This is a genomic window from Cellulomonas sp. NPDC058312, assembly GCF_042880135.1.
Classification (GTDB): Bacteria; Actinomycetota; Actinomycetes; order Actinomycetales; family Cellulomonadaceae; genus Cellulomonas.
Genome location: NZ_JBHVZE010000002.1, coordinates 524,642 through 550,835 on the forward strand (window position 1 = coordinate 524,642; position 26,194 = coordinate 550,835).

A 26,194-nucleotide genomic window follows, 5' to 3' on the forward strand; every position below is an offset into this window, starting at 1 on the left:
GTCACTCGTCCCCTTCGGCGGCGGCCGGCTGCTCGGCGGCGAACCGCTGCAGCAGTGCCGCGTCGTTCAGCTGAGCCGTGAGCGACACCGCGTAGTAGGTGGTGCCCTCCTCCTCGGCGGTGGCCACGGACGACACCCACGTGCTGTCGAGGCCGGGCAGCGCGTCGAGCGCGTCGATCAGGTCGGCGGCCACCGGCGGGGTGGTCGACCGCACCTGGAGCGCCACGTTGCCGATGCTCGCGCCCTGGAGCGGGTCGGTGCCCGTCACGGGCAGCGCCACCGGCGACGGCCCGGTGAGCGCGAAGTCGTCGATGCTCATCCCGACCGGCAGGACCGCGGAGATCGCGTCGAGGTAGGACTTCCAGGACACCTCGGGCGCCATGCCGAGGTCGCGGGCGAGCGTGGTCTGCGTGATCGCGCCGAGCACGCGCGGGACCTCCGCGTAGGTGGCCTCCTCCGCGCGCAGGGCGATCTGGGTGTCCTCCGCCGCGGAGAGCTCCGCGTCGGCGGCCGAGCGCGCGAGCACTGCGCCGCCGTAGCCGAGGGCGACCAGGACCAGGACGGCGACCAGGCTGATGCCGAGCCACCGCTTGACGACGGAGAGCGAGCGCGCGGCGCGGACCTCCGGGGGCAGCAGGTTGACCTGCGGCAGGCCGGCGACGAACGCGGCGGGCGCGCCGCCCTTGGGCTTCTTCGCCGGGCGTGTGGCCGGGCGCTCCGCGGTGGCGGTCATGCAGCGACTCCGTGGGCGAGGCCGACGGGCATGGCGACGAGGGACTCGATGCCGGCCAGCCGGGAGCGGTCGAGGGACTTGCCCAGGCGCAGCCCCTGCAGGGCGTCGCCCAGTGCGACGGGGATCCGGCTGGAGCTGGAGAGGTACTGGCCCAGGCCGGGCAGGTGGGCGCCACCACCGGTGAGCAGCACGCCCTCGATGCCCGCGCCCGGGTGGTTGCCCGCGTAGTAGACGAACGTGTTGCGGATCGACTCGACGAGCTGCCGACCGATCGCGGCGATCGCCTCGCCCGCCGACTCCGCGCCGGGAGGCGCCTGGAACTGCAGACCGACCTCGCGCTTGAGGCCCTCGGCCTCGTGCGCGGTGATGCTCATGGAGGTCGCGACGGCGTCCGTGATGTGCTGCCCGCCGGTCGGGATCATCCGGACGAGCACCGGCACACCGCGGGCGGAGATCACGACGTTGGTGACCCGAGCGCCGATGTCCACGAGCGCGACCGTGGACTCGCCGACACCGCCCCGGGCGAGCGCCCGGACGAGCGCGAACGCGTTGAGGTCGACCATCGTCGGCTTGAGGCCCGCGGACTCGGCGGCGAGCACGTTGGCCGCGACCGTGTCGCGCTGAGCGGCGACCAGCAGGCCACGCACCGTACGGCCGCGGTCCGTCGTCGCCTCACCCGTCGGGTAGAAGTCGAGCAGCGCGTCACCTCCCGCGACGGGGATCAGCTCCTGCACCTGGTACGGCAGGGACGCCTTGAGCTGCGGGAGCGGCATCCAGGGCAGCTCCATCTCGCGGACGACCACGCGCTGGTTGCCGACCCCGAGGACGACGTCCTTGGTGCTGAACCCGGCCTGCTGCCAGAGCTGCTTCAGCGCGTGCGACACGACCGCCTGCTCGACGACCTCGCCGTCGCGCACCGCGCCCGGGGGCAGGTCCACCTGACCGAACCGCTCGAACGTCCCGTTGCCGCCGGCGGGACCGCCGCCGCCGAAGGCCACCTCGGCGGCGCGCACGGCGCTCGTCCCGATGTCCAGCCCGACCACACGTGAGGAGGCCACCGCACGTCCCTTCATCGATTGTCTTCAGTGCCTATCGGGCAGCCCGGGGGCGCCCTTGAGAAGTCGTGCGGGTGGGATCGCCGACAAACGTCAGAACACCGCCAGGTAGGACGCCCAGAGCGGCTCCCCCGCGGCGATCCCCAGAATGGCGCCCGCGATCATCCACGGGCCGAACGGAATACCGGACTTGCGCCCCGCCCGCCGGGTCACCAGCAGGCCGATGCCGAACACGCCACCGAGGACGAACGCACCGAACGCGCCGACCGCCAACGCGCCCCAGCCGAACCACCCGAGGTAGAGACCCAGCACCCCGGCGAGCTTGACGTCGCCGAATCCCATGCCGCGCGGGTTGACGGCGAACAGCACGAAGAAGAACGCGGCGAGGGCGGCCGCGCCGATGACCGCGCGCACGGCCGCGCCCGTGTCGAGCGACCCGTCGGGTGCGAGGTCGGCCAGCAGCAGCAGCCCCGCGCCGACGCCGTACGACGGCAGCACGATCGCGTCCGGCAGCCGGTGCACGTCGAGGTCGATCAGCGTGAGCGCCACCATGACGGCGGCCAGGTACAGCATCGCCGGCAGCGCCCAGAGCGTGAGCGTCTCCGAGACGAACCACCCGGTGAGCGCGAACAGGAGCGCCGTGCCCGCCTCGACCAGCGGGTAGCGGCGCGCGATCGGCGCGCCGCAGTCCCGGCAGCGGCCGCGCAGCGCCAGCCACGACAGCACGGGGACGTTGTCGCGGGACCGGATCCGGTGCCCGCACGCCGGGCAGGCCGACGGCGGGCTGACCACGGACTCGCCGCGCGGGACCCGCCACACGACGACGTTGAGGAACGAGCCGACGAGCAGGCCGAGCAGCGCGCTGCACGCGATGACCAGACCCGTCACGACGACGCTCCCCCTGCGGCGCTGGTCATGGCCGGGTGCCCTCCACGTAGTCGCCGATCTGCGCGTCGGACTTCTGCGGCGGCGCGTTCCACTTCTGGTCGGCCTCGCCGGAGCACGAGGTCACGACGATCTTCGACCAGGCGGACTTGTACTTGTCGTCGCTCAGGCCGACGCAGCGGCCCAGGTAGTCCACGAACGTGTAGGAGTTCGCCGAGTTCCCCGTGTTCTGGTACCGGTCCCACTGCTGAGCCGGCGCGGTGGTGCTGCAGCTGCTGGTCAGCGTGACGTACGTGCCGCCGGCGCCGGGCGCCTGCAGGCAGTAGGTCTTCGAGGTGTTGTTGTCCACCCGGACGCTGATCCGCTGGTTCTCCAGCACGGACTGCCCGACCGGCGGCTCGGAGTAGTACCACTTGTGGTTCCAGTTGAGCTTGGAGCCGCCGGTGGGGTCCTGCTTGCACGGGTACACGATCATGAACGCCGATCCGACGGTCTGGTCGGTCACGTCGAAGCAGCGACCGAACTCGAGGTAGTTGACGATCTGGATCGTCTCGTACTTCGCGCCACCGGCGCCGACGGCCGGGTCCGGGTTGAACGAGCCCCACGCCTGGTCGCTCGCGCACGAGCCGATGTGCAGCTTGGCGCCGTTGATCGCGCCGGAGTTCGTGGTGCCCGCGAACAGGCACGACCCCGAGTAGTCGGTGATGCTGTCGTTCTCGCCCCGCCACCGGGCGCCGGTGTCCCAGCTCCACAGCTGCTGCCACCGCGAGGCGTCCGTCGTGCACTCCTGCAGCTTCGCCTGCACGGACCCCGACCGCGGGTCGCCGCCGATGCACAGCGCCTTGCCACCGGGGAGCGTCGACACCGACAGCTTGAGCTTGTAGTCGGCGTCGTAGACCCAGAGCTCGCGGTCGTCGTCCGCGCCGCACTGGTCCTTGGGCACGTAGGTGATCGTCGACCCCACCGTGGTGTTGTCGGCGCGCAGGCAGTACTGGTCGCCGAACGTGTAGATGCGACCGCCGTTGATGTTGCTGTTCGTGGTGTTGAACTGGTAGACGCTGGACAGCGAGCGGTCCGCCTCGTCCGCGGACAGCCGCGGCGTCGTCTCGGAGAAGCCCTGGGCGCTGATGTACGCGTACGCGGGCTGGGTCGCGGGGCGGCAGCCCGTCATCTTGTTGTTCGCCAGCCACGTGGCGGACTGCCCGGCGGGGTCGTCCTTGTAGTACCGGACCTGCACCGAGTAGCGCAGCTCGCCGGTCGCATCCGCGACGGTGCCCGACAGGGTGCACGGGAGCTGGGTGAGGTCGCCGTAGACGGCCCCGGTGAAGTCCGCCGCGCCGCCCGCCGAGCGGATGCGGCTCAGCGCCGCCTCGACACCGGCCTCGGCCGCGAAGATGGTCCGGGTGTTCTTCCGTGCGAACTCGGTGGGGCGGGTCTGCGCCATCACCAGCGCGAGCACGACCATGCTCAGCGACGCCATGATCAGCACGAGCAGGATCGAGCTCATCATCGCGACGCCGCTGTCGCGGCCGATCGCCTCGAGGAGGGTCCGGCGACGGGCGCCCGCACCCCGCGTCGTGGTCCGCTTGCGCATGGTCAGGGCCTTCCCGCCGCGGACACGCAGACCTGCGTGTCCGACCTGCCGTCGTTGTTCGCGTCCGCGTTGCTGACCGACGCGACGCTGCTGTTGCGTGCCACGAACGTCGTCTCGCTCACGGCCTTCGCCCCCGCGAGGTCGTTGCCGACCGTCAGGCGCATCGTCAGCCGCTGACGGGGCTCGTTCTTCGTCGCGATCGCCTGGTGCACCTGGAACGGGTACGGCCGCGCCGGGCTGGCGTCGTCCGGGAGCACGTCGGAGATGACCGTCGTCCACGCGGGGATCGACGGGGTCGCCACGTCCCGCCACGTGCGGAACTGCAGGTCGCCGCTGCCGGGCACCCACCGCCACTGCGTGCACATCGCGACGCCGGTGCTGGACACCGCGGCGCCGGTGCGGAACTCCACGTACTGCGCACCGCTGGTGCCGGTGCCGGGGTAGTTCACCGACTCCGCGTACCGGACCTGGCGCTCCATGCGCTGGAACGTGTTCCGGAGCGAGTCGCCGGACGCCGCGGTGACGTCGGCCCGCACGGTGCCGCGGGTCATGATGACGACGCCGGCCATGAACACCGCGATCACGACCATGAAGATGCCCATCGCGACCAGCAGCTCGATGAGCGTCATCCCCTCGTCGCGACGCTCGGGTCGCAGCGCCCTGCGGATCCGGCTCACTTCGTGGTCACCGTGACCGTGACCGGGTCGGACACGAGGTCCGTGTACTGGCCCGTGCCCTGCAGCGTGTAGGTGAAGGTGCACGTGGTCGCCTTGGTCACGGTGGGCGTCTTGAAGTTGATCCGGCCGTTCTGGAAGTCCGGGTGCGACGTCGCGAGCGTGCCGCAGGTCGGGTTGCTGAACACCGCGGACAGCTGGACGGTGCCGCCGTAGTTGTTCGGCGCGTCGTTCTGCCCGATGTTCAGGCTGACCGTCGAGTTCCGCGTCTGGTTGGTGAAGGTGTCCGGCTGCGCGACGGGCATGATCATCAGCGTGATCGTCTTGACCTCGGACTTGATCGACGAGTCCGGGGTCATCACGCGGTACTGGAACGTCCACCGGCCCAGCACGTTGCCCTGCTGCGCGTACGAGACCTGCGTGCCGACGCGGTTGTTGCTGGCGTTGTAGGCCTTGCCGTTCACGAAGACCTGGCCCTGGTTCGCCGAGACCGACATGACCTCGACGAGGTAGCCGGCCGGGTTCCCGGTGATGCCGAGCATGTTGAGGTCCAGGGTCGAGCCGTTCACCGTCGCCGGGACCCGCACCGTCAGGTCCGCGGACTTCGGGGGCGCCCAGGCGGTGACGGTGATCGAGACCTTGGCCTGGTTCTCGCTCACCAGCCCGCTGGTGTCGGTCACCTTGTACTCGAGCGAGTCGGCCCCGATCTGGCCCGGCGTGTACACGATCGAGGTGCCGGAGACCGTCGCGGTGCCCTTGGTCGGCTTGGTGATGATCTGGATCGACGCGGGAGACGCGAAGTCGTTGGCGGTGACCGGGATGGTCACGGTCTGACCCTGGGACGTGGTGGCCGTGTCGTCCTTGACCACGGGGGTGACCTTGACCCGCACCGTGGCGTCGTTCGACTCGCGACCGGCCTGGTCCTTGAGCTTGTAGGTGAAGCTCTTGTTGCCCGACCAGTAGCTGCCGGGCGACTGCGCCGGGTTGTACAGGACCGTCCCGTCGGCCTGCAGCGTCGCCGTGCCGTGCGTGGGCGCGGTCACGAGGCGGACCGGGTTCGAGACGACGACGCCCAGGATGTCGTTCCGCAGCACCTCGACCGGGACGGCCGTGCCACCCGCGTACGCGACCGCGTCGTCGTCGACGGCGATCGGGCGGGTGGTGTTGTTCCAGGTGAGGTCGGAGTTCGGGTCGATCAGCGAGGCGACCTGGTACGAGCAGCCGTCCGGCGGGCAGGACTGGCTGTCCCAGGTGACCTGGACGATGACGCGCATCAGGCGGGTGTAGCCCGACGGTACCGAGGTGGGCTCGGTCGCCCCGACCGTGCCGCACGCGGCGTTGGCGTCGGCCTTCGAGCGGTAGCACGGGCCGACCAGGGTCAGCGCGGAGTACTCGAGGTTGTTCAGGGTGGACGTGCGGGTCAGCGGGACGGCGTCGTCCGTGGTGCCGGCCAGCGCGGTCGTGGCCGGGTCCCACGCCGGGTAGGTCTGGGAGTAGCCCTCCAGGCCGGCGGTCGCGACGGACGCCCAGGCCGCGTCGACGTCGCTCTTGGTCCGCCCGGCCACCAGGCCGCTCGTCGCGCCGTTCAGCTTGGCGGCGACCGAGTACGCGCTCTCCATCGCCTCGTTCGCGACGACCACGGCGTTCTGGGACTGCTGCTGGTGGCTGACCGCCCGGGTCCCGCCGACGAAGAAGTAGAGCGCCGCCGTGGCCGTGATGGTCAGCAGCGCGAGGGAGACGATGACCTCGACGAGGGTGAAGCCTGCGTCGTCCTGCGGGACGGTGGGGCGGCGCCGGGCCATGGGGAGGTCTCCTGTCGGGGTGGGCTGCGTACCGGAGCCGGAGCGGCCAGGTGGGCCCGAGCAGCGCTCGGGCCCACCTGGGTCGTGCAGGGTGAGCAGCCGATCAGGGCTGCAGGCCGCCCTTCGAGCTGTCGTACGTGTACGTCGTGCCCGTGCCGTCCGTGGTGTTGACGCCCGTGATCGTGTACGTGCCGGAGCCACCGTTGGTGAACTTGATGGTGGTGTTGGCGTTGCTCAGGTTGACGACCTTGGTGTCCGTGCCGGTCACCAGGGTGATCGTCTTACCGGAGGAGTCGACCGAGGCCGGGTAGGCCTGCTTGTTCACGAAGGCGGTCTCGACCTCGTTCGCGACCGTGCGCAGGTCGGACTTGATGCCGGCGTCGACCGCGCTCTTGCGCTGGTTGAGGAACACCGGGATCGCGATGGCCGCGAGGATGCCGATGATGATGACGACGACGAGGAGCTCGATGAGCGTGAAGCCCTTGTCGTCCTTCTTCGCCATGGCCTGGTGGATGCGAGCGATCATGCTCAACTCCTGTTTCAGATTCGGATTCAAGGTAGTCAGTCGGCGGTGCTCCCGGGGAGCGCCGCCGATGAAGATTTCGGGCTCCCGGAGGTCCGACTTGAGGCCACCACCGGGCCAATCTCCGAATCACCCGTTCGCCGCACCGGAACCGGTCGAACCGGACATTAGAGGATGAACGGCGTCACCCGTTCGGGTGCGCGTCGTCGCTGGTCAGGCGCGCGAACGGGCGACGCCGCAGAGGTCCCGCGACGTCGCCCGTGCGTTTGTCCGGCGCTACTGGACCAGCTCGTAGATCGAGAAGATCGGCATGTACAGCGCGACGATCATGCCGCCGATGAGGCCACCGAGGACGACGATCATGATCGGCTCGATGAGGCTGGTCAGCTGTTCCGTCGTGGACTCGACCTCCTGGTCGTAGAAGTCCGCGACCTTCGCGAGCATCGTGTCGAGCGCACCGGTGTCCTCGCCGACGGCCATCATCTGCGTGACCATCGGGGGGAACACCGGGTGGTCCGCCAACGGGCCCGCCAGGGAGTGGCCGGTGCGCACCGACTCCTGGACCGCCTTGGTCGCCCGCTCGATGACGATGTTGCCGCTGGTCTCGCCCACGATCTCGAGGGCCTGCAGGATCGGCACGCCCGCGTGGATCATCGCGCCGAAGTTTCGGGTGAACCGGGCGATCGCGATCTTCTGGAACAGCTTGCCGAACACCGGCATCTTCAGCTTGACCGGGTCGAGCTTCTCCCGCACCGAACGGTCGTTCTTGTGCTTGCCCCACCAGAATGCGAACACGATGACCGCGACCACGATCGGGACGATGGCCCACTTGAGTCCGGCGGACAGCATGACGAGGAACTGGGTCGGTGCCGGGAGGTCGCCGCCGAGCGAGGCGAACATGTTCTCGAAGATCGGGACGATGAACAGCAGCATCCCGACCACCGCGAGGATCGCGATGATGAAGACCACGACCGGGTAGGTCATGGCGCTCTTCACCTTGCCGCGCAGCTTCACCTCGGACTCGAAGTTCGTGGCGATCGACGTCAGCACCTCGTCCAGGAAGCCGCCGATCTCACCGGCTCGGACCATGTTGATCATCAATGGCGGGAACACCACCGGGTGCCGACCGAGCGCGACCGAGAACGCGACACCGGTCTCCACGTCGTTGCGCACCTGGGCGAGCACCTTCGCCAGCGGCTTGGACTCCGTCTGCTCCGTGAGGATCGCCAGTGCACGGATCAGCGACAGGCCGGAGCTGATCATCGTCGCGAGCTGCCGGGACGCGATCGCGAGGTCCTTCAGCGTGATCTTCTCGCCGATGCCGGCGATCGAGATCTCCCGGCTGAGTCCCGTGTTCCTGACCTCGTTGATCGAGAGGGCCGCCATGCCCATCTCGCGCAGTCGACCGGCGACCGCCGCCTCGTTGGCCGCGTCCACGCGGCCCTTGACGATCTTGCCCGCGCGGTCGCGGACCGCGTACTCGTAGGTCTTGGAACCCGTTGCCGTCGTCGTCGCCATCAGTGTGCCTGCATCCCGTACGCGTCGTGGCCAAGGCCGGCGGAGCCCTGCGTCTGGCCGCCGGAACGGCCCGTGAGCCGGTTGAAGTCCTCGATGTGGTGGCACTTCTCCAGACCGACCTCGTAGCTGATCGAGCCGTTCTTCACGAGCTCGGCGAGGTGCTGGTCCATCGTGTGCATGCCCTGCTGGGCGCCGGCCTGCATGGCCGAGTAGATCTGGTGGGTCTTGCCCTCTCGGATGAGGTTCCGGATCGCGGGGGTGGCGATCATGACCTCGGTCGCGACCGAACGGCCGATGCCGGTGGTCCGCTTGCACAGCGTCTGGCTGACGACGCCCTGGATCGCGCCGGCGAGCTGCGTGCGCACCTGCGCCTGCTGCGACGCGGGGAACACGTCGATCACGCGGTCGATGGTCTGCGCGGCGTCCTGGGTGTGCAGCGTCGCGAACACCAGGTGACCGGTCTCGGCCGCCGTCAGCGCCACCGAGATGGTCTCCAGGTCGCGCATCTCACCGACCAGGATGATGTCGGGGTCCTGACGCAGCACGTGCTTGAGCGCGTTCGCGAACGAGTGGGTGTCCTCCCCCACCTCGCGCTGGTTCACCAGGGCCTTCTTGTGCCGGTGCAGGAACTCGATCGGGTCCTCGACCGTCATGATGTGGTCCGCGCGGGTGCGGTTCGCGAGGTCGATGATCGACGCGAGCGTCGTCGACTTGCCGGAACCGGTCGGGCCGGTGACCAGGACCAGCCCGCGCGGCAGGCCGGCGAAGGTCGAGACGATCGGCGGGACGCCGAGCTTCTCCAGCGGCTTGATCTCGTAGGGGATCACGCGGAACGCGGCGCCGAGCGACTCGCGCTGCTGGTACAGGTTGAGCCGGAACCGGGCGAGCCCGCGAACCGAGTAGGACAGGTCGAGCTCGAGGTTCGCCTCGAACTTCTCCCGCTGCTTCTGGGTCAGCACGGCGTAGATGGTCCGGCGCAGCGCCTCGGCCTGCATCGGCTCGAAGCCCTCGAGCGGCTGCAGCGACCCGCTCAGCCGGATGGTCGGGGCGGCGCCGGAGGTGAGGTGCAGGTCGGAGGCGCCGGCCTGGACCATCGCGGTGAGGGTCGCGTCCAGGTCGAGGTCGCCCTCGCGGGCACGGTCGCCCTGACCGGCGCGCTGCGGAGCGGCCTGCCGGAGCGCGGCGCGCGTGCCGGCCGGCGCGGGGCGCTGCTCGGCGGGCGGGCTCGCCGGGGACGGGGGCGACGCTGCCGGGGCGGGCGTCGGGACGGACGGGGCGGGCACGTGCGCCGCGGGGACGCCGCCGTACGGCGGGAGCCCGGCGGGCGGGGCCGTGGGGTGGGCGTACGCGCCGACGGGCGGCATGCCCGGAGCACCGTGGGCCGCGCCCGGAGCACCGTGGGCACCGACGGGCGGCGCGCCGGGCGCGGGCGCCCCGGCGGGACCACCCGCGTAGCCGGGCGGCGGACCGGCGGGGGCACCGTAAGGGGCGAGGGCCGGGACCGGCCCGGAGCCCGCAGCGGGCGCGCTCGGGGTCGGGACCCCGGCGCCGGCGGGCACGTACGGCGGCAGCGCCCGCGCGGGCTGCTGCAGCGGGTCACCCGGGTAGGGCTCGGTCACCGTTCCACCTCTTCTGTCGCGCGCCGCGCACCCGCGGCGTCCCGTGCGTACTCATCGGTCGCACCGGTGCCGCTCTTGAGCGTCCGGGCGGTGAACCAGCCGGTCACGCGACGACCCGCAGGATCTCCTCGAGCGAGGTCTGCCCGAGGACGACCTTCTGCCAGCCGTCGTCGCGGAGGGTGATCATGCCCTGCTTGCGTGCGGTGGCGCCGATCTCGGCGGCGGAGGCTCGCGCCACGGCGAGGCGCTCGATCTCCTCGCTGACCTCCATCACCTCGTGCAGCGCGACGCGCCCGCGGTAGCCGGTGCGGGAGCACGCGACGCAGCCGACCGGCCGGAACATCTCGGGCCGCTGCTCCCCCGGCACCCACGGGAAGCGCGCGGCGACGAGCTCTTCCTCGGTCGGCACGTACGGCTCGCAGCACTTGGCGCACAGCCGGCGCGCGAGCCGCTGGGCCACGACGGCGTCGAGCGCGGAGCCGACGAGGAACGGCTCGATGCCCATCTCGACGAGTCGGGTGACCGCGGACGGCGCGTCGTTGGTGTGCAGGGTGGACAGCACGAGGTGGCCGGTGAGCGCCGCCTCGATGGCGATCTGCGCGGTCTCGTGGTCACGGATCTCACCGAGCAGCACCACGTCGGGGTCGGACCGCAGGATCGAGCGCAGCGCACCCGCGAACGTCAGCCCCGCCTTGGGGTTGACCTGCACCTGGTTGATGCCGGGGAGCCGGTACTCGACCGGGTCCTCGACCGTGATGACGTTGATCTCCGGCTTCGACACGGCGTTGAGCGTCGCGTAGAGCGTGGTCGACTTGCCGGAGCCCGTCGGACCGGTGACCAGGATCATCCCGTAGGGCTTGGTGTAGGCCTCGCGGTACGTCTCGTAGTTGTGGTCGAGGAACGCCAGGTCCCGCAGGTCGAGGCTCGCCGTGGAGTTGTCGAGGATACGCATGACGATCTTCTCGCCCCACACCGTCGGCAGCGTCGCCACGCGGAGGTCGATCTTGCGGCCGTTGTGCGTGACCGACATGCGGCCGTCCTGCGGCTTGCGGCGCTCCGCGATGTCGATGTCCGAGAGGATCTTGACGCGCGAGATCACGCCGCCCTGGATCTGCTTGGGCGAGCGCTGCATCTCGTGCAGCACGCCGTCGATCCGGTAGCGGACCCGCAGGTCGTGCTCGGTGGGCTCGATGTGGATGTCGGACGCGCGGTCCGAGATCGCCTGCGTGACCAGCAGGTTCACATATCGGACGATCGGCGCGTCGTCGTCGACGACGTCGCCCATGTTGCTGAGGTCGACCTCGGGAGCGCGGTTCTCCTCCTCGAACGCCGAGGACAGGTCGTCGATCTCCCCGTCCGCGCGGCAGTACCGGTCGATCGCCCGGCTGAGGTTCTCGAACGTCGCGACGATCGGCAGCACCGCCATGCCGGACACCGTGCGCACGTCGTCGACCGCGACGACGTTGCCGGGGTCGGCGGTCGCGAGCACGAGCGCCCCGTCCTGGAACCCGACGGGCAGCACCGTGTACCGCCGGCACAGGGCCGCGGGGACCATCGACACGGCCGACCGGTCGACCTGGTACTCGTCCAGGTCCACGAACGACATGCCGACCTGGCGCGCGAGCGCCGCCACGAGCTGACCCTCGGTGAGGATGCCGATCTCGACCAGCGTCCGACCGAGCGACTGGCCGCGGGCCATCTGCTCGTCCAGCGCCGCCATCAGCTGCGCCTCGCTGACCAGGCCCTCGTCCAGCAGGATCTCGCCGAGCTGCTTCACCCCGTGTCCCTCCGTCCGGGGCAGGCGGTGCACCTGCCCCGTTCAGCCCATCGGCAGGACCGGCCGGTGAGATGAGGGACGAGGGCAGATCGGTGCCCGGGACCGAGGTCCCGGGCCGGGTGAATCGGCCCGGGCTCCGTCGCTGGTGGGGCGGGTCAGGCGGGCGCGGACGTCCCGTCCAGCGCGGCGCCGAGCGCCGCGTCCATCGCCGCGAGCGGCCCGGGGCGGCCGGTCATCAGGCGCACCTGCTCGACGGCCTGGTGCAGCAGCATCCGCTCCCCCGGCACCGCCGCACCGCCGCGGGCCGCCCACGCGGACTGCAGCGCGGTGGGCCGCGGGTCGTACGCCACGTCGAGCAGCACCGCACCGGGCCGGAGCGGGTCGACGCCGTCCGCGAGGCCGACCGCGAGGTCGTCCGCGGCGTGCGGCGGCAGCGTCGACACGACGAGGTCGGCGCGGGTCAGCGCGTCGAGCGCGCCCGTGAGCGACCGGAGGACGGGCTCGACGCCCATCCGGTGCGCGGCCCGGGTCAGCCCGCCGGTGCGACCGAGTGAGCGGACGTGCACGACGGGCGTGGTGCAGCCGAGCTCGGCGAGCGCGGCCAGCGTGGACGCCGCCGTCGCGCCGGCACCGAGCACGACCGCGGTCGGCCGGTCCGGGAGCCCGCCGGGGCCGGCGCCCTCGCGCAGCGCCGCGACGATCCCGTTCACGTCGGTGTTGGCACCCGTGAGCACCGGCCGTCCCCCGCCGGGCTGCACCAGGAGCGTGTTCACCGCGCCCACGACGTCGGCCAGCGGCTCGACGTGGTCGAGCAGCGGGATCACGGCCTGCTTGAGCGGCATGGTGAGGCTGAGACCCGCCCACGTGCCGTCGAGCGCGGCGACGAACGCGGGCAGCTGCTCCTCGGTGACGTCGACCGCCTCGTAGGACCAGCCGTCGAGGCCGAGCGCGCGGTACGCGGCCCGGTGCAGCAGCGGGGACAGCGAGTGGGCCACCGGGTGGCCGAGGACGGCCGCCAGGCGCCCGCTCGTCGTCATCCGCCGTTCGCCTCCTGCCAGGCGCGCAGCTCGTCCCGGTTCGCCTCGTGCTCCGGGAAGGTCTCCGCGAACTTGGTCTCGCCGGTGTCGAGGTTGACGGTCACCCAGTAGAGCCACGGCCCGTCGGCCGGGTTCAGCACCGCGTCGATGGAGACCTCGCCGGGGTTCGCGATCGGCGTCGGCGGCAGGCCCGTCACCTTGTAGGTGTTGTACGGGTTGTACGGCGGCTGGGCGTCGCGGGTGTCCGCGTACGTCAGCTCCGTCCCGGACTTGCCCAGGCCGTAGGCCACGATCGCGTCGATCTGCAGCGGCATGCCGATGTCGAGGCGGTTCTGGATCGCCCGCGCCATCTTCGCCCGGTCCTCGTCCAGCTTGCCCTCGCGCTCGACGATCGACGCCTTGTTCAGCACCGTCTCCCACTGGTCCTGCGGGACGCCCTTGCTGGTGAGCAGCGACGTGGTCCGCGCGACCATCTGGGACAGCACGCTGGCGGCGCTGGAACCGGGCTCGATCTCGTAGGTGGCCGGGAACAGCCAGCCCTCGACGTTGCCGCCCGCCTCCGCGGGCAGGCCGATGGCGGCGGGGTCCGCGGCGGCGGCCTGCAGGTCCTCGACCGGGATCGTCGTGATCTCGTACAGCCGCTGGTAGATCTGCTGCGCGGTGTACCCCTCGGGGATCGTCACGCGGGACGAGACGCGCGCCTCGGGGTCGAGCAGGGCGACGACGGCGTCGCTCGCCTTCATCTCGAGCAGCAGCGTGTAGGTGCCGGGCTGGATGCCGACCGCGGCGGGGTTGGCCGCGTACGCGTCCGTGAACGCCTTGGCGGTCGCGACGACCCCGGCCTCCTCGAGCGTCGCACCGATCGCGCCGCCGGTGTCACCGGCGGCCACGGTGACCTGGACCTCGCCGCTGCCGGGGCCCGGGTAGTCCGAGACGCCGGTGTCGCTGCCGCCCCCGACTCCGGTGAACAGGCCGCCGAAGATGCTCCAGACGACGAACGCGGCACCGCCGAGCAGGGTGAGCGCGAGCACGAGCACGACGACCGTGCGGCGACGGCGGTGCTTGCGTCGCTGCACGCGCTGCTCGGCGCTGTCCCGGCGTGACCGGCGCGAGGGCGGGGGCGCCTCGTGGTTCTCCTGCTGCGGAGCCCCGAGGAAGAGGTCGCTCACTCGGTCGTCCCTTCGGTTCGTCCTGCCTGTGCCACGTCCTGCGGACCCCCCGCGCGCTCACCCGGTGCGTCCACCTGGCGGGCCGGGACGACCCGCTCGCCGGGCCGACGGCCCGAGGAACGCTCCGCGTCGAGCGCGGTCTGCAGGATCACCACCGCGGCCGCCTGGTCGACGACCGCCCGGTGACGACGCCCGGACCGGCCGGACGCGTGCAGCGCCTGATGAGCGGTGATGGTGCTCATCCGCTCGTCGACCAGCCGCACCCCGACGGGTGCGACGGCCTGCGCCAGCGCACCAGCGTACGCGCGTGCGGCCTGCGCCGCAGCGCCCTCGTCGCCGGACAGGTGCCGTGGAAGTCCCACGTACACCACCGCGGCGTCCCGCTCGGCGACCTCGGCGACGATGTCGGCCAGGTCCCCGGGCAGGTCACCGGCGTCGACGGGGTCGGTGTCGCGGGCGAGCGTGGCCACCGGTGTGGCCACGAGTCCGTCCGGGTCGCTGGCCGCGAGTCCGACGCGCACCGATCCCACGTCGACCGCGAGGCGTGCCCCGCGGACGACGGGTTCGGCTGCCCGGGTGCGGGGCTTGGCGCCCGGCCTCAGGCGCCCGCTCCGACCGTGTCGCGGATGCCGGCCAGCGCCTCCGGCAGGCGCGCCGCGTCGGTGCCGCCGCCCTGGGCGAGGTCGTCCTTGCCGCCGCCACCGCCGCCGAGGACGGTCGACGCCGCCTTGACGAGCGCACCGGCGCGGACTCCCCGCTCCCGTGCCGCCGCGTTGGTCGCGACCACCACGACGGGCCGGCCCTTGGCCACGCCGCCGACCGCGACGACCGCGGGCGCGGACTCGCCCAGGCGCGACCGGACGTCCAGCACGAGCGTGCGCAGGTCGTCCGCCGCGACCTCGCCGGCGTCGTGCGTGACGACCCGGGTGCCGCCGACGTCCTGCGCGCCCGCGGCGAGCGAGCCGGCCGCGGCCAGCACCTGGGCGGCGCGCAGCGCGGCGAGCTCCTTCTCGGACTCCTTCAGCCGGCTGACCAGGGACGACACCCGGTCGGACAGCTCGTCCGGGCGGGCGCCGAGCAGGCCGGACAGCTGGCCGACCAGCGCGTGCTCCTTGGCGTGGAACCCGTACGCGCCGTCGCCCACCAGCGCGTCGACCCGGCGGACGCCGGAGCCGATCGAGGACTCGCCGAGCAGCGTGACCAGGCCGAGCTCGCCGGAACGGCGCACGTGGGTACCACCGCACAGCTCGCGGGACCAGTCTCCGCCGATGGACACGACGCGGACCTGGTCGCCGTACTTCTCGCCGAAGAGCGCCATCGCGCCGAGCGCGCGGGCCTCGGCGATCGGCATGGTCTGGTCGGTGACGTCGAGGTTCTCCTGCAGGCGGGTGTTGACCCGCTCCTCGACCTCGGACAGCACGCCCGCGGGGACGGCCTGGCCGGACCGGAAGTCGAACCGGACGCGGCTGGGCGCGTTCTCGGACCCGGCCTGGGTCGCGGAGTCGCCCAGCGCCTCCTGGACGGCCTTGTGCACCATGTGCGTCGCGGTGTGCGCGCGGCTGATCGCGAGGCGGCGCGCGGTGTCGATCGTCGCGACGCCGGGCTCGTCGAGCGTGACCGTGCCCTCGACGAGGCGGCCGCGGTGCACCGGCAGGCCCTTGACGGGCGCCTGCACGTCGTCGACCTCGACGGTCGCGCCGCCGTCCAGCACGATCGTGCCGTGGTCGGCCAGCTGGCCACCCATCTCGGCGTAGAACGGCGTGACGTCCAGGACGATCTCGACGTCGGCGGGCGCGGTCGCGGCGGGCGCGGGCACGCCGTCGACCAGCAGGCCCACGACGCGGGACCGCGACGCGGACTGCTGGTAGCCGACGAACTCCACCGGCCTCGCGCCGGACCCGCTGAGCGTCGCGTGCAGGTCCTGGTAGGCGGCGGTGTCCGCGCGGCCCGCGCGCTTGGCCAGCGCGTCGGCCCGGGCGCGGTCGCGCTGCGCCTGCATCAGGGTGCGGAACGCCTTCTCGTCCACGGAGACGCCCTGCTCGGCCGCCATCTCGAGCGTGAGGTCGATCGGGAACCCGTAGGTGTCGTGCAGCTGGAACGCCTTGTCGCCGGTGAGCAGCGGCTTCGTGCCCGCGCCCGCCTGCTTCGCCTCGTTCACGGCGAGGTCGAGGATCGACGTGCCCGACACCAGGGTGCGCAGGAACGCCTCCTCCTCGGCGTACGCGACGCGGGAGATGCGGTCGAAGTCGCGCTCGAGCTCGGGGTACGAGGCGGCCATCGCGTCCTTCGACACGGGCAGCAGCGTGGGCAGCGCGGGGGTCTCGACGCCGAGCAGGCGCATCGCGCGCACGGCACGGCGCAGGAGGCGGCGCAGCACGTAGCCGCGGCCCTCGTTGGACGGCGTGACGCCGTCGCCCATCAGCATGAGGCCCGAGCGCACGTGGTCCGCGACGACGCGCATCCGCACGTCGTCCTCGTGGTCCGCGCCGTACCGGCGGCCGGAGAGCTGCTGCGCGGCCTCGATGACCGGGAACACCTCGTCGATCTCGTACATGTTGTCGACGCCCTGGAGCAGGAACGCGACGCGCTCCAGGCCCATGCCGGTGTCGATGTTCTTCTGCTTGAGCTCGCCGAGGATCGGGAAGTCCTCCTTGCCGCCCCCGTCGCCGCGCTCGTACTGCATGAACACGAGGTTCCAGATCTCGATGTAGCGGTCCTCGTCCACGACGGGGCCGCCCTCGGCGCCGTACTCGGGGCCGCGGTCGACGTAGATCTCCGAGCACGGGCCGGCGGGGCCGCGCGCACCGGTGGACCAGTAGTTGTCCTTCATGCCGCGGCGCTGGATGCGCTCGTCCGGCAGGCCGGCGATCTTCTTCCACAGCGCGGCGGCCTCGTCGTCGGTCTCGTAGACCGTGACCCAGATCTTCTCGGCCGGGAACCCGTAGCCGCCCTGGTCCTGGGGGGTGGTGATCAGCTCCCACGCGTGGGTGATCGCCCCCTCCTTGAAGTAGTCGCCGAAGGAGAAGTTGCCGTTCATCTGGAAGAACGTGCCGTGCCGGGTGGTCTTGCCGACCTCCTCGATGTCGAGGGTGCGCACGCACTTCTGCACGCTGGTGGCGCGCGGCCACGGCGCGGTCTGCTCGCCGAGCATGTACGGGATGAACGGCACCATGCCGGCGATCACGAACAGCGTGGAGGGGTCGGGCGAGATCAGCGGGGCCGAGGGCACCACGGCGTGGCCGCGGGCCTCGAAGAAGTCGAGCCAACGCTGGCGGATCTCGGCGGTGCGCATGGTGTCCTCGTCATCTCGCGGGCGGGGTGGCGTCCCGCCGTCCTCGTGCTCAGCGTCGCACCGGGCGGGGGTGTTCCCGCGGGGGCGACCGGGTGCAGCCTAGGGCGCTGCGGGCCCGGGGTCAGGCACCCGGGCCGGGGTGGGTGGTCAGAAGGAGTACGGCAGGTCGCCGTCCTGGTCGTCGGGGTCGTCGGTCGGCTCGTCCGCCCAGCCGCGCCGGGACCGGGCGGCGCGGGCGGCCACGCGGGCCTCCGGGTCGTGCTGCCAGGCGGGCGGGGTGGATCCGGACGGGTCGTCGTGCAGCCCGTCGCGCTCCGCCCGCCGCGCCGCACGCTCGGCGCGGATCGCGTCCACGTCGACGTCGCCGACGAGGTCGTGGCGCAGCTGCTGCTCGCGCTCCGCCATCCCGTCACGGAACGCGCGCCGGGCGTCCGAGAACGACCGGACGGCGCCCGCGGTGGTGGCGCCCGCGCGGAACGCGGTGCGCACGGCCCGAGCGGCGGTCGTGGCGGTGGTGGCCGCGCCCGTGGCGGGGCCGCCGGCGTGGGCGCCGTGGGCGGCCGGCGCGCCGGTCACCCCGTCGAGCAGCCCGAGCCGCTTGGCACCGGCGACCGCGGCAGCGGCGCCGACGGCGACCCAGAGCAGGCGGCTCATCGCCCGGACCTCCCCCGGCCCGTGAGGCCGGACAGCGCGCGGCGCACGCCGTAGGAGAACGCGGCGACCTTGATCATCGGGCCCCCGACCGTCGCCGCGAACAGGGACGTCAACGCGGAGGCGTTCTGCGTGATCTGCGCGGCGGAGGTCGTGATCGCGTCGACCCGCTCGAGCTGGGTGTTCGTCGAGGAGACGGTGGTCGCGGCCTCGTCGAGGATCGGCACGGTGTGCTCGGTGATCTCGCGGACCGAGGTGCGCGTCTCGTCCAGCACCCGCCCGAGCTTCACCAGCGGCACGGCGAGCGCGCCGACCAGCAGCACGAAGGCGATGGCCGCGATCAGCCCCGCGATGTCTCCCAGCATGGTCAGCCCTTCAGCTCGTGCCGGTGGTGCCCGGCGCTCCCGCGAAACCCTACCCGGCACGGCCGGGTCGACCGTGCCGTCCTGCACGTGGCCCCGGAACGCCGCGACGCCCCGGCACCGGCCCTGACGGGCGGCACGGGGGCGTCGCGGGTGGACCGGGTGCGGTCAGCGGGCGTAGTACTCCACGACCAGCTGGACCTCGCACGTGATCGGGACCTCGGCGCGCTTCGGGCGGCGGACGAGGACGGCGCTCAGCTTCTCGAGCTGGACGTCGAGGTAGCCCGGCAGGGCCGGCAGCACGTCGCGGTGGGCACCGGCGGCGGCGACCTGGAACGGCACCGTGGTCTGGCTCTTGGGCTTGATCTGCAGGGTCTGGCCCTCCTTCACGCGGAAGGACGGACGGTCCACGATCTTGCCGTCGACCAGCACGTGACGGTGCACGACCGTCTGGCGCGCCTGGAGGATGGTGCGGGCGAAGCCGGCACGCAGCACCAGGGCGTCGAGGCGGGTCTCGAGGTCCTCGACGAGGGCCTCACCGGTCAGGCCCGGGGCCTTGCGGGCGTCCTCGTACGCACGGGCGAGCTGCTTCTCCCGGAGCGCGTACTGGGCGCGCAGCCGCTGCTTCTCGCGCAGACGCACCGCGTAGTCCGACTCGGTGCGACGGCGGGCGCGGCCGTGCTCACCGGGCGGGTAGGGGCGCTTCTCGAAGTGCTTGACGGCCTTGGGCGTCAGCGCGAGGCCGAGGGCGCGCGAGAGGCGCACCTGGCGACGCGCACGGGTCACGTTGCTCATGAGGATCTTCCTGTCGTTCGTACGGCACACCCGGTCCCGGCGACTCCGGGGCGGGCGCGGGGCCGACCTTGGTGCGTCGGAGGCTGCGAGACCAGCTCGTGGGCCCCCGGGACGCGGCTAAGACCCCAGGCGGCCGTCCGGCACACGGCGCGGACGACCTGTCGACTCTACCGGGACCGGGTCGGATCACCTAACCGGTGGCGGCGCGCGGCTACGGCGCGTCCGGTCGCGGCGGCGGTGCCTGGTCCAGGACCGACCGGATCCGGCCCAGCCGCTCGCCGACCTGGCGCTCGTAGCCGTTGTCGGTCGGCGTGTAGTAGCGGCTGCCGACCAAGTCGTCCGGCAGGTACTGCTGCGCGGCGATCCCGTGCGGGTGGTCGTGCGCGTACAGGTAGCCCTTGCCGTGGCCGAGGGCCTTCGCGCCCGCGTAGTGCGCGTCCCGGAGGTGGCCGGGCACGGCGCCGATCCGACCCGCGGACACGTCGGCCAGCGCGGCGTTGATGCCGTTGTACGCCGCGTTGGACTTCGGCGCCGTCGCGAGGTGCACCACCGCCTCCGCGAGGATGATCCGGGCCTCGGGCATGCCGATCAGCGCGACGGCCTGCGCGGCGGCGACCGCGGTCTGCAGCGCCGAGGGGTCCGCCATGCCGACGTCCTCCGCGGCGGAGATGACGATGCGGCGGGCGATGAACCGCGGGTCCTCCCCCGCCGCGATCATCCGCGCCAGGTAGTGCAGGGACGCGTCGACGTCGGACCCGCGCACCGACTTGATGAACGCACTGATCACGTCGTAGTGCTGGTCGCCGTCCCGGTCGTACCGCACGGCCGCGACGTCGATCGCCCGCTCGGTGGTCGCGAGGTCGACCTCGGCCGGCTGGTCCGGGTCCGGCGGCTCGGCGTCCGGGTCGGCCAGCCGCTCCGACCGGGCCGCCAGCGCGGACCCCGCCGCCGCCTCGAGGATGGTCAGCGCCTTGCGCGCGTCGCCGCCGGCCAGGCGCAGCAGGTGGTCCTCGGCGTCCTCGGTGAGCCGGACCGCACCGCCGAGGCCGCGCTCGTCCTCGACGGCCCGGCGGATCAGCGCGCGCACGTCCTCGGTGTCGAGCGACCGCAGGGTCAGCAGCAGCGACCGGGACAGCAGCGGGGAGTTGACCGAGAAGCTCGGGTTCTCGGTCGTCGCCGCGACCAGCGTGACCCAGCGGTTCTCGACGCTCGGCAGCAGCGCGTCCTGCTGGGCCTTGGTGAACCGGTGCACCTCGTCGATGAACAGCACCGTCTCCGAGCCGTCCGCCGCGAGCCGCCGGCGCGCGTCCTCGACGACCTGGCGGACGTCCTTGACCCCGGCGGTCACGGCCGACAGCTCCACGAACCGGCGGCCGGACGTCGTCGCCACGAGGTACGCCAGGGTCGTCTTGCCCGTCCCCGGCGGCCCCCACAGCACCACCGACGAGGGCGCGGCCCGGCGCGTCGTCTCGTCGCCGGGCTCGACCAGGCGCCGCAACGGCGAACCCGGGACGAGCAGGTGGGCCTGGCCGGCGACCTCCGCCAGGCTGCGCGGGCGCATGCGCACCGCCAGCGGTGCGCCCGCCGACAGCGCGGGGGTCCCCTGCGCCGTCGAGGTCACCGCGTCGAACAGATCCATGCCCGCGAGCCTACGCACGCCGTCCCACACGGCGCGCACCGCAGGTGCCGGCGGGGTGCGCCGGACCGTCCCGGCCTGAGATGCTGACCGGCGTGCTCGACAGACTCGGCCTGACGGTCGCCCGCCACCCCCGCCTGACGGTCCTCACCTGGGCGGTCGTCGCGGGCGCGTGCCTGTTCCTCGCGCTCGTCGGCGTCGGCGGCCAGAACCTGTTCGACCGGCTCACCACCGGCGAGCCCACCGTGCCCGGCTCCGACAGCGCCCGCGCCGGCGAGCTGCTGTCGGAGACGAGCACCGCGGGTGCGTCGCTGAGCCTGGTCGTGCAGGGCGTCGACCCGGCGACCGAGGGCCTCGCGGACGCCCTCGCGCCCGCGCGCGACGACGTCGCGGGGGTCGAGGGCGTGGTGTCCGTCATCGACCCGTTCGTGCTGCCCGACGGCCCCGCGAACCCCGCCGCCGCGCCGCTGCTCGCGCAGGACGGCGACGGCTTCCTCATGGTCGCCGAGCTCGACCCCGCGCTGTCCGCGGACGACCGGGCCGTCGCGCTGGCGGACGTCGAGCGGCACCTCGCCGCCGTGCCGGGCGCGCTGGACGGCGTCGCGCCCGGGGCGACCGGGCTGGTCGGGGGCGGGTCGCTCATCGTCTCGGCGATCACCGACCAGGTGAAGCAGGACCTCACCACCGGCGAGGCGATCGCGCTGCCGGTCGCGTTGCTCATCATGGTGCTGGTGTTCGGCGGGTTCCTCGCCGCGGCGATGCCGATGGTGGGGGCGCTGGCCTCGATCGCCGGCGGGCTGGGTGCCCTGGTCGCGCTGTCGCACGTGATGGACGACCTCGAGTCGTCGGTGGTGAACGTCGTCACCGTGCTCGGGCTCGGGCTGTCGATCGACTACGGCCTGCTGATCGTGTCGCGGTTCCGCGAGGAGCTGGGCCGTGCCCTCGGCGACGACGCCGGGGCGGGCGCGCGCCGTCGTCGCGGCGACGGGGCCGTGCTGACCGCGCTGCTGGCCACGATGCGCACCGCCGGGCGGACCGTGGCGTTCTCCGCCCTGACGGTCGCCATCTCGATCGCCGGGCTGCTCGTGTTCCGGCAGGACATCCTCCGGGCGTTCGGGGCCGGTGCCGTCGCCGTGATCGTGTTCGCCGTCGCGACCGCGCTGACCCTGGTCCCCGCGCTGCTCGTGCTGACCGGCCGCCGGCTCGCCCGACCCGGCCTGCTGTCCCGCGTGCCCGTGCTGCGCGGCCTGCTCGCCCGGACCGCGGACGTGCAGGCCGACGAGGGCGTGTTCTCCCGGCTCGCGACCCGCGTGCAGCGCCGACCGTGGTGGGTGATGGGGGGCACCCTCGCGGTGCTCCTGGTCCTCGCGACGCCGCTGCTGCACCTCGAGCTGCGCAACTCCACGACCGAGCTGCTTCCCCTCTCCAGCCCGCAGCGGGAGTTCGTCGCCGTGCTCGCCGAGCAGTACCCGGCGTCGTCGTCGCCGTCGGTCACGGTGGTGGCGCGCGCGGACGCTGCCGAGGCGGCGGCGGTGGTCCCGCAGATCGAGGCGCTGCCCGGGGTCGCCTCCGTCGACCCCCCGGCGACCCGGGACTCGGTGGTCGTGATCGGCGTGCGCCCCGAGGGCACCGACCCGGGCGGCGCGACCGCCCAGGAGGTCGTGCACGGGCTGCGCGACCTGGACCTGCCGTTCGACGCCTACGTCGGCGGTCAGGCGGCCAACCAGATCGACTTCACCGACGCGCTGCTCGACCGCGCACCCTGGGCGCTGGGGATCGTCGCGGTGGCGACCCTCGTGCTGCTGTTCCTCATGACCGGGTCGGTCCTGGTGCCGGTCAAGGCGCTGCTGACGAACGCCGTCTCGCTGTGCGCGTCGCTGGGCGTGCTGGTCTGGGTGTTCCAGGACGGGCACCTGTCCGGCCTGCTCGGGTTCGAGCCCACCGGCGGGATCGAGACGTACGTGATCGCGCTCGTGATCGCCTTCGCGTTCGGCCTGGCGATGGACTACGAGGTGTTCCTGCTGTCCCGGATCAAGGAGCTGCACGACGCGGGCGTCCCGAACGACGAGGCGGTCCGGCTCGGGCTGCAGCGGTCGGGCCGGGTCATCACGTCGGCCGCGGCGATCATCGTCGCGGTGTTCGCGGGCTTCGTCGCCGGCGAGCTGCTGGTGATCAAGGAGGTCGGGTTCTCGCTCGCGGTCGCCGTGCTGGTCGACGCGACGCTGGTCCGGCTCCTGCTCGTGCCCGCCACGATGACGGTGCTGCAGGAGGCGAACTGGTGGGCACCCGGCCCGCTGAAGCGCCTGCACGCGCGTCTGGCGATCACGCACTGACCCGTCGGGGCCGCCTGCACGGGCCCGCCCCGCAGGGGGCGCCCGCACGACGTCAGGGGCGGCGCAGCGTCGTGAGGCGGTGCACCGTCGCGAAGCCGAGCCGGTGGTAGATCCGCCGCGCGCCGTCGTTGTCGTCCCACATCCCCAGCGACACCCAGTCCAGCCCGTCGCGGAGCAGCCCGCGGGTCGCCGCCGCGGTGAGCCCCGCCCCGAGGCCGCGCCCGCGCTCGGCGGGCAGCACGCCGAGCCCGTGCAGGTGCGCCGAGCCGCGACCGCCCGGCCGGCCGGCCCGCGGGCCGGCGCCGATCACGCCGCCGAGACCGCCGCGGCCGTCCTCGACGCCCCACCAGCGCTCCCCCGCACCGGCGGGGTCGGCGTCGGTCGTCGGGTTGGCCGCCGCGAGGCACGCGCGGATCGCGTCGCCCTCGGCCGCGGGGTCGAGCTCGCGGACCACGCGCTCGGCGTCGACCGGCGCAGGCGCGGCGCCGGCGACCATCCACTCCCAGCCGGTGCGCGCGGGCCGCAGCCCGAGCCGGCCGAGGTCGTCCGGCGTCAGGTGCGGCATCGCCGCGGTCTCCACCCACGCGAACCGGTGCGCGGGCGACCCGGCGGCGGAGGCGCGCCAGGCGTGCTCGGCGACCAGGACGGCGGCCGCGCGGGGCTCGCCCGACGCGAGCAGCATGGTCGCCGGCCCGCCGTCGTCGCGGCCTCCCGACGTGGGCTGCACCGCCCGCTGCACGAGCAGCATCGCTCCCCCCGCGGTCCGGACCTCCGCCGGGCGCCACCAGGTGCGCTCGTCCAGCAGGAACGGGTCGTCCGCCCACCGCGCGGGGAGCGCGGGGTCGGACGACCCGTCCGGGGTGGTCGCCGCGTCGGCGACCCGCGTCACTGCCGCGCGGGGGCCGCCGCGTCCGCGACGGGGGTCTCGGCCTTCGGCGCGACCGGGGCCTTCTCCTGGGCGTCGACGCCGGCCTCGCGGCGCTGCTGGGCGGTGATCGGCGCCGGGGCACCGGTCAGCGGGTCGTAGCCGCCGCCGGACTTCGGGAACGCGATCACGTCGCGGATCGACTCCGAGCCGGTGAGCAGCGCGACCACGCGGTCCCAGCCGAACGCGATCCCGCCGTGCGGCGGCGCGCCGAACTGGAACGCGTCGAGCAGCCAGCCGAACTTCTCCTGGGCCTCCTGCTCGCCGATGCCCATGATCGCGAACACGCGCTCCTGGACGTCGCGGCGGTGGATACGGATCGAGCCGCCGCCGATCTCGTTGCCGTTGCAGACGATGTCGTACGCGTAGGCCAGCGCCTCGCCCGGGCTCTCCTCGAACCGGTCGATCCACTCCGGCGTCGGCGACGTGAAGGCGTGGTGCACGGCGGTCCAGGCGCCCTCGCCGACGGCGACGTCGTCGTCCTCGCCCGTGGGCTTGAACAGCGGCGCGTCGACGACCCACACGAACGCCCACTGCGACTCGTCGATCAGCCCGCCGCGGCGACCGATCTCGAGGCGCGCGGCACCGAGCAGCGCCCGGGCCTCGGACGCCTTGCCGGCGGCGAAGAACACCGCGTCGCCCGGCTGCGCGCCGACGGCGGCGACCAGGCCCTCGCGCTCGGCCTCGGAGATGTTCTTCGCGACCGGGCCGGCGAGCGTGCCGTCCTCGGCGACCGTGACGTACGCCAGGCCCTTGGCGCCGCGCTGCTTGGCCCACTCCTGCCAGGCGTCGAACCCGCGCCGCGGCGTCGAGGCGCCGCCGGGCTGGACGACCGCACCGACGTACGGAGCCTGGAAGACGCGGAACGGGGTGTCCGCGAAGAACGAGGTCAGCTCGACCAGCTCGAGGCCGAACCGCAGGTCGGGCTTGTCGGAGCCGAACCGCGCCATCGCGTCGGCGTACGTCATCCGCGGCACCGGGGTCGGCACGGTGTAGCCGATCAGGTCCCACAGCGCCACGAGGATCTGCTCGCCGAGCGCGATCACGTCGTCCTGGTCGACGAACGACATCTCGACGTCCAGCTGCGTGAACTCCGGCTGCCGGTCGGCCCGGAAGTCCTCGTCGCGGTAGCAGCGGGCGAGCTGGTAGTAGCGCTCCATGCCGCCGACCATGAGCAGCTGCTTGAACAGCTGCGGAGACTGCGGCAGCGCGTACCAGGAGCCCGGCGCCAGGCGCGCGGGGACGACGAAGTCGCGGGCGCCCTCGGGGGTGGAGCGGGTCAGCGTCGGGGTCTCGACCTCGACGAAGTCCTGCGCGTCCAGCACGCGGCGCGCGGCCTGGTTGGCCTTGGACCGCAGGCGCATCGCCTTCGCGGGCTCCGGCCGGCGCAGGTCGAGGTACCGGTGGCGCAGGCGCGCCTCCTCGCCCACGGGCTCGTCGAGCGACGACGACACCTGGAACGGCAGCGGCGCGGACTCGTTGAGCACGACGACCTGCTGCGCCACGACCTCGACCTCGCCGGTCGCGAGGTGGCTGTTCTCGTTGCCGTCCGGGCGGCGGCCGACCTCGCCGGTGACCTGCAGGACGTACTCGGCGCGCAGGCCGTGGGCGACGGCCTCGTCGCGGATGACGACCTGGGCGATGCCCGAGGCGTCGCGCAGGTCGACGAAGGCCACCCCACCGTGATCGCGCCGGCGATCCACCCACCCGGTCAGGGTGACGGTGGTGCCGATGTGCTCGGCCCGCAGCGAGCCGGCGGTGTGGGTGCGCAGCACGACAAGTCCTCTCAGGTGGTGGGGCGCTGCTCGGAGCAG

At 72.9% G+C, this 26,194-nt stretch carries 21 protein-coding genes; 1 reads left to right on the plus strand and 20 read right to left on the minus strand.

What is annotated here, in order from left to right:
• Position 1 precedes the first annotated feature (1 nt).
• The 18 genes from ACFVXN_RS06915 to ACFVXN_RS07000 form a co-directional block, all read right to left on the minus strand.
• Entirely contained in the window at positions 2-733 is a 732-nt protein-coding gene (locus ACFVXN_RS06915) for a fimbrial assembly protein (protein ID WP_389229351.1), read from the minus strand.
• On the minus strand, positions 730-1,791 hold the full coding sequence (pilM, locus tag ACFVXN_RS06920; protein ID WP_389229354.1) for a type IV pilus assembly protein PilM: 1,062 nt from the start codon (positions 1,789-1,791) through the stop codon (positions 730-732). Before pilM ends, ACFVXN_RS06915 begins: the two co-directional genes overlap by 4 nt.
• Before the next feature lie 90 nt (positions 1,792-1,881).
• Entirely contained in the window at positions 1,882-2,676 is a 795-nt protein-coding gene (locus ACFVXN_RS06925; RefSeq protein ID WP_389229357.1) for a prepilin peptidase, read from the minus strand.
• A 25-nt stretch (positions 2,677-2,701) separates the two neighbouring features.
• Entirely contained in the window at positions 2,702-4,267 is a 1,566-nt protein-coding gene (locus tag ACFVXN_RS06930) for a ricin-type beta-trefoil lectin domain protein (protein ID WP_389229360.1), read from the minus strand.
• Between the two features lie 2 nt (positions 4,268-4,269).
• Positions 4,270-5,028, minus strand: coding sequence for a type II secretion system protein J (locus ACFVXN_RS06935; RefSeq protein ID WP_389229363.1), 759 nt, complete (start codon positions 5,026-5,028; stop codon positions 4,270-4,272).
• Complete coding sequence (locus ACFVXN_RS06940; RefSeq protein WP_389229366.1) at positions 4,941-6,743, minus strand: Ig-like domain-containing protein; 1,803 nt, start codon at positions 6,741-6,743, stop codon at positions 4,941-4,943. Before ACFVXN_RS06940 ends, ACFVXN_RS06935 begins: the two co-directional genes overlap by 88 nt.
• A gap of 103 nt (positions 6,744-6,846) precedes the next feature.
• Positions 6,847-7,269: a type IV pilin protein gene (locus tag ACFVXN_RS06945; protein WP_389229369.1), complete on the minus strand. Its 423-nt coding sequence runs from the start codon at positions 7,267-7,269 to the stop codon at positions 6,847-6,849.
• A 273-nt stretch (positions 7,270-7,542) separates the two neighbouring features.
• On the minus strand, positions 7,543-8,784 hold the full coding sequence (locus ACFVXN_RS06950) for a type II secretion system F family protein (protein WP_389229372.1): 1,242 nt from the start codon (positions 8,782-8,784) through the stop codon (positions 7,543-7,545).
• A complete protein-coding gene (locus ACFVXN_RS06955) occupies positions 8,784-10,403 on the minus strand; it encodes a PilT/PilU family type 4a pilus ATPase (RefSeq protein ID WP_389229375.1) in 1,620 nt (539 codons plus the stop codon). Before ACFVXN_RS06955 ends, ACFVXN_RS06950 begins: the two co-directional genes overlap by 1 nt.
• Positions 10,404-10,506: 103 nt before the next feature.
• Complete coding sequence (locus ACFVXN_RS06960; RefSeq protein ID WP_389229378.1) at positions 10,507-12,180, minus strand: GspE/PulE family protein; 1,674 nt, start codon at positions 12,178-12,180, stop codon at positions 10,507-10,509.
• A gap of 155 nt (positions 12,181-12,335) precedes the next feature.
• Complete coding sequence (locus ACFVXN_RS06965) at positions 12,336-13,217, minus strand: shikimate dehydrogenase (RefSeq protein WP_389229381.1); 882 nt, start codon at positions 13,215-13,217, stop codon at positions 12,336-12,338.
• Positions 13,214-14,386: an endolytic transglycosylase MltG gene (mltG, locus tag ACFVXN_RS06970; protein WP_389229384.1), complete on the minus strand. Its 1,173-nt coding sequence runs from the start codon at positions 14,384-14,386 to the stop codon at positions 13,214-13,216. The genes ACFVXN_RS06965 and mltG overlap by 4 nt, the downstream gene beginning before the upstream one ends.
• Positions 14,383-14,988, minus strand: a complete 606-nt coding sequence (gene ruvX, locus ACFVXN_RS06975; RefSeq protein WP_389230509.1) for a Holliday junction resolvase RuvX — start codon at positions 14,986-14,988, stop codon at positions 14,383-14,385. Before ruvX ends, mltG begins: the two co-directional genes overlap by 4 nt.
• Positions 14,985-17,678, minus strand: a complete 2,694-nt coding sequence (gene alaS / locus ACFVXN_RS06980) for an alanine--tRNA ligase (RefSeq protein ID WP_389229387.1) — start codon at positions 17,676-17,678, stop codon at positions 14,985-14,987. The genes ruvX and alaS overlap by 4 nt, the downstream gene beginning before the upstream one ends.
• A 147-nt stretch (positions 17,679-17,825) precedes the next feature.
• Positions 17,826-18,332 (minus strand): hypothetical protein, encoded by a 507-nt coding sequence (locus ACFVXN_RS06985; protein WP_389229390.1) that lies wholly within the window; start codon positions 18,330-18,332, stop codon positions 17,826-17,828.
• Positions 18,329-18,694 carry a DUF948 domain-containing protein gene (locus ACFVXN_RS06990; protein WP_389229393.1) on the minus strand — a complete coding sequence of 122 codons (366 nt, stop codon included), beginning with the start codon at positions 18,692-18,694 and terminating at the stop codon, positions 18,329-18,331. Before ACFVXN_RS06990 ends, ACFVXN_RS06985 begins: the two co-directional genes overlap by 4 nt.
• A 165-nt stretch (positions 18,695-18,859) precedes the next feature.
• Positions 18,860-19,486, minus strand: a complete 627-nt coding sequence (gene rpsD / locus ACFVXN_RS06995) for a 30S ribosomal protein S4 (RefSeq protein WP_389229396.1) — start codon at positions 19,484-19,486, stop codon at positions 18,860-18,862.
• 211 nt (positions 19,487-19,697) lie between these two features.
• The gene (locus ACFVXN_RS07000; protein ID WP_389229399.1) at positions 19,698-21,125 is read right to left on the minus strand and encodes a replication-associated recombination protein A; all 1,428 of its coding nucleotides are present in this window, start codon (positions 21,123-21,125) and stop codon (positions 19,698-19,700) included.
• Between the two features lie 92 nt (positions 21,126-21,217).
• Here ACFVXN_RS07000 and ACFVXN_RS07005 point away from each other — a divergent pair, with 92 nt between their 5' ends.
• A complete protein-coding gene (locus ACFVXN_RS07005) occupies positions 21,218-23,455 on the plus strand; it encodes an MMPL family transporter (RefSeq protein ID WP_389229402.1) in 2,238 nt (745 codons plus the stop codon).
• Positions 23,456-23,507: 52 nt separating this feature from the next.
• Here ACFVXN_RS07005 and ACFVXN_RS07010 read toward each other — a convergent pair whose 3' ends face one another.
• Together ACFVXN_RS07010 and aspS are read right to left on the minus strand one after the other, a co-directional pair.
• Positions 23,508-24,344 carry a GNAT family N-acetyltransferase gene (locus ACFVXN_RS07010; RefSeq protein ID WP_389229405.1) on the minus strand — a complete coding sequence of 279 codons (837 nt, stop codon included), beginning with the start codon at positions 24,342-24,344 and terminating at the stop codon, positions 23,508-23,510.
• Positions 24,341-26,155: an aspartate--tRNA ligase gene (aspS, locus tag ACFVXN_RS07015; RefSeq protein ID WP_389229408.1), complete on the minus strand. Its 1,815-nt coding sequence runs from the start codon at positions 26,153-26,155 to the stop codon at positions 24,341-24,343. The genes ACFVXN_RS07010 and aspS overlap by 4 nt, the downstream gene beginning before the upstream one ends.
• Between the last annotated feature and the right edge of the window lie 39 nt (positions 26,156-26,194).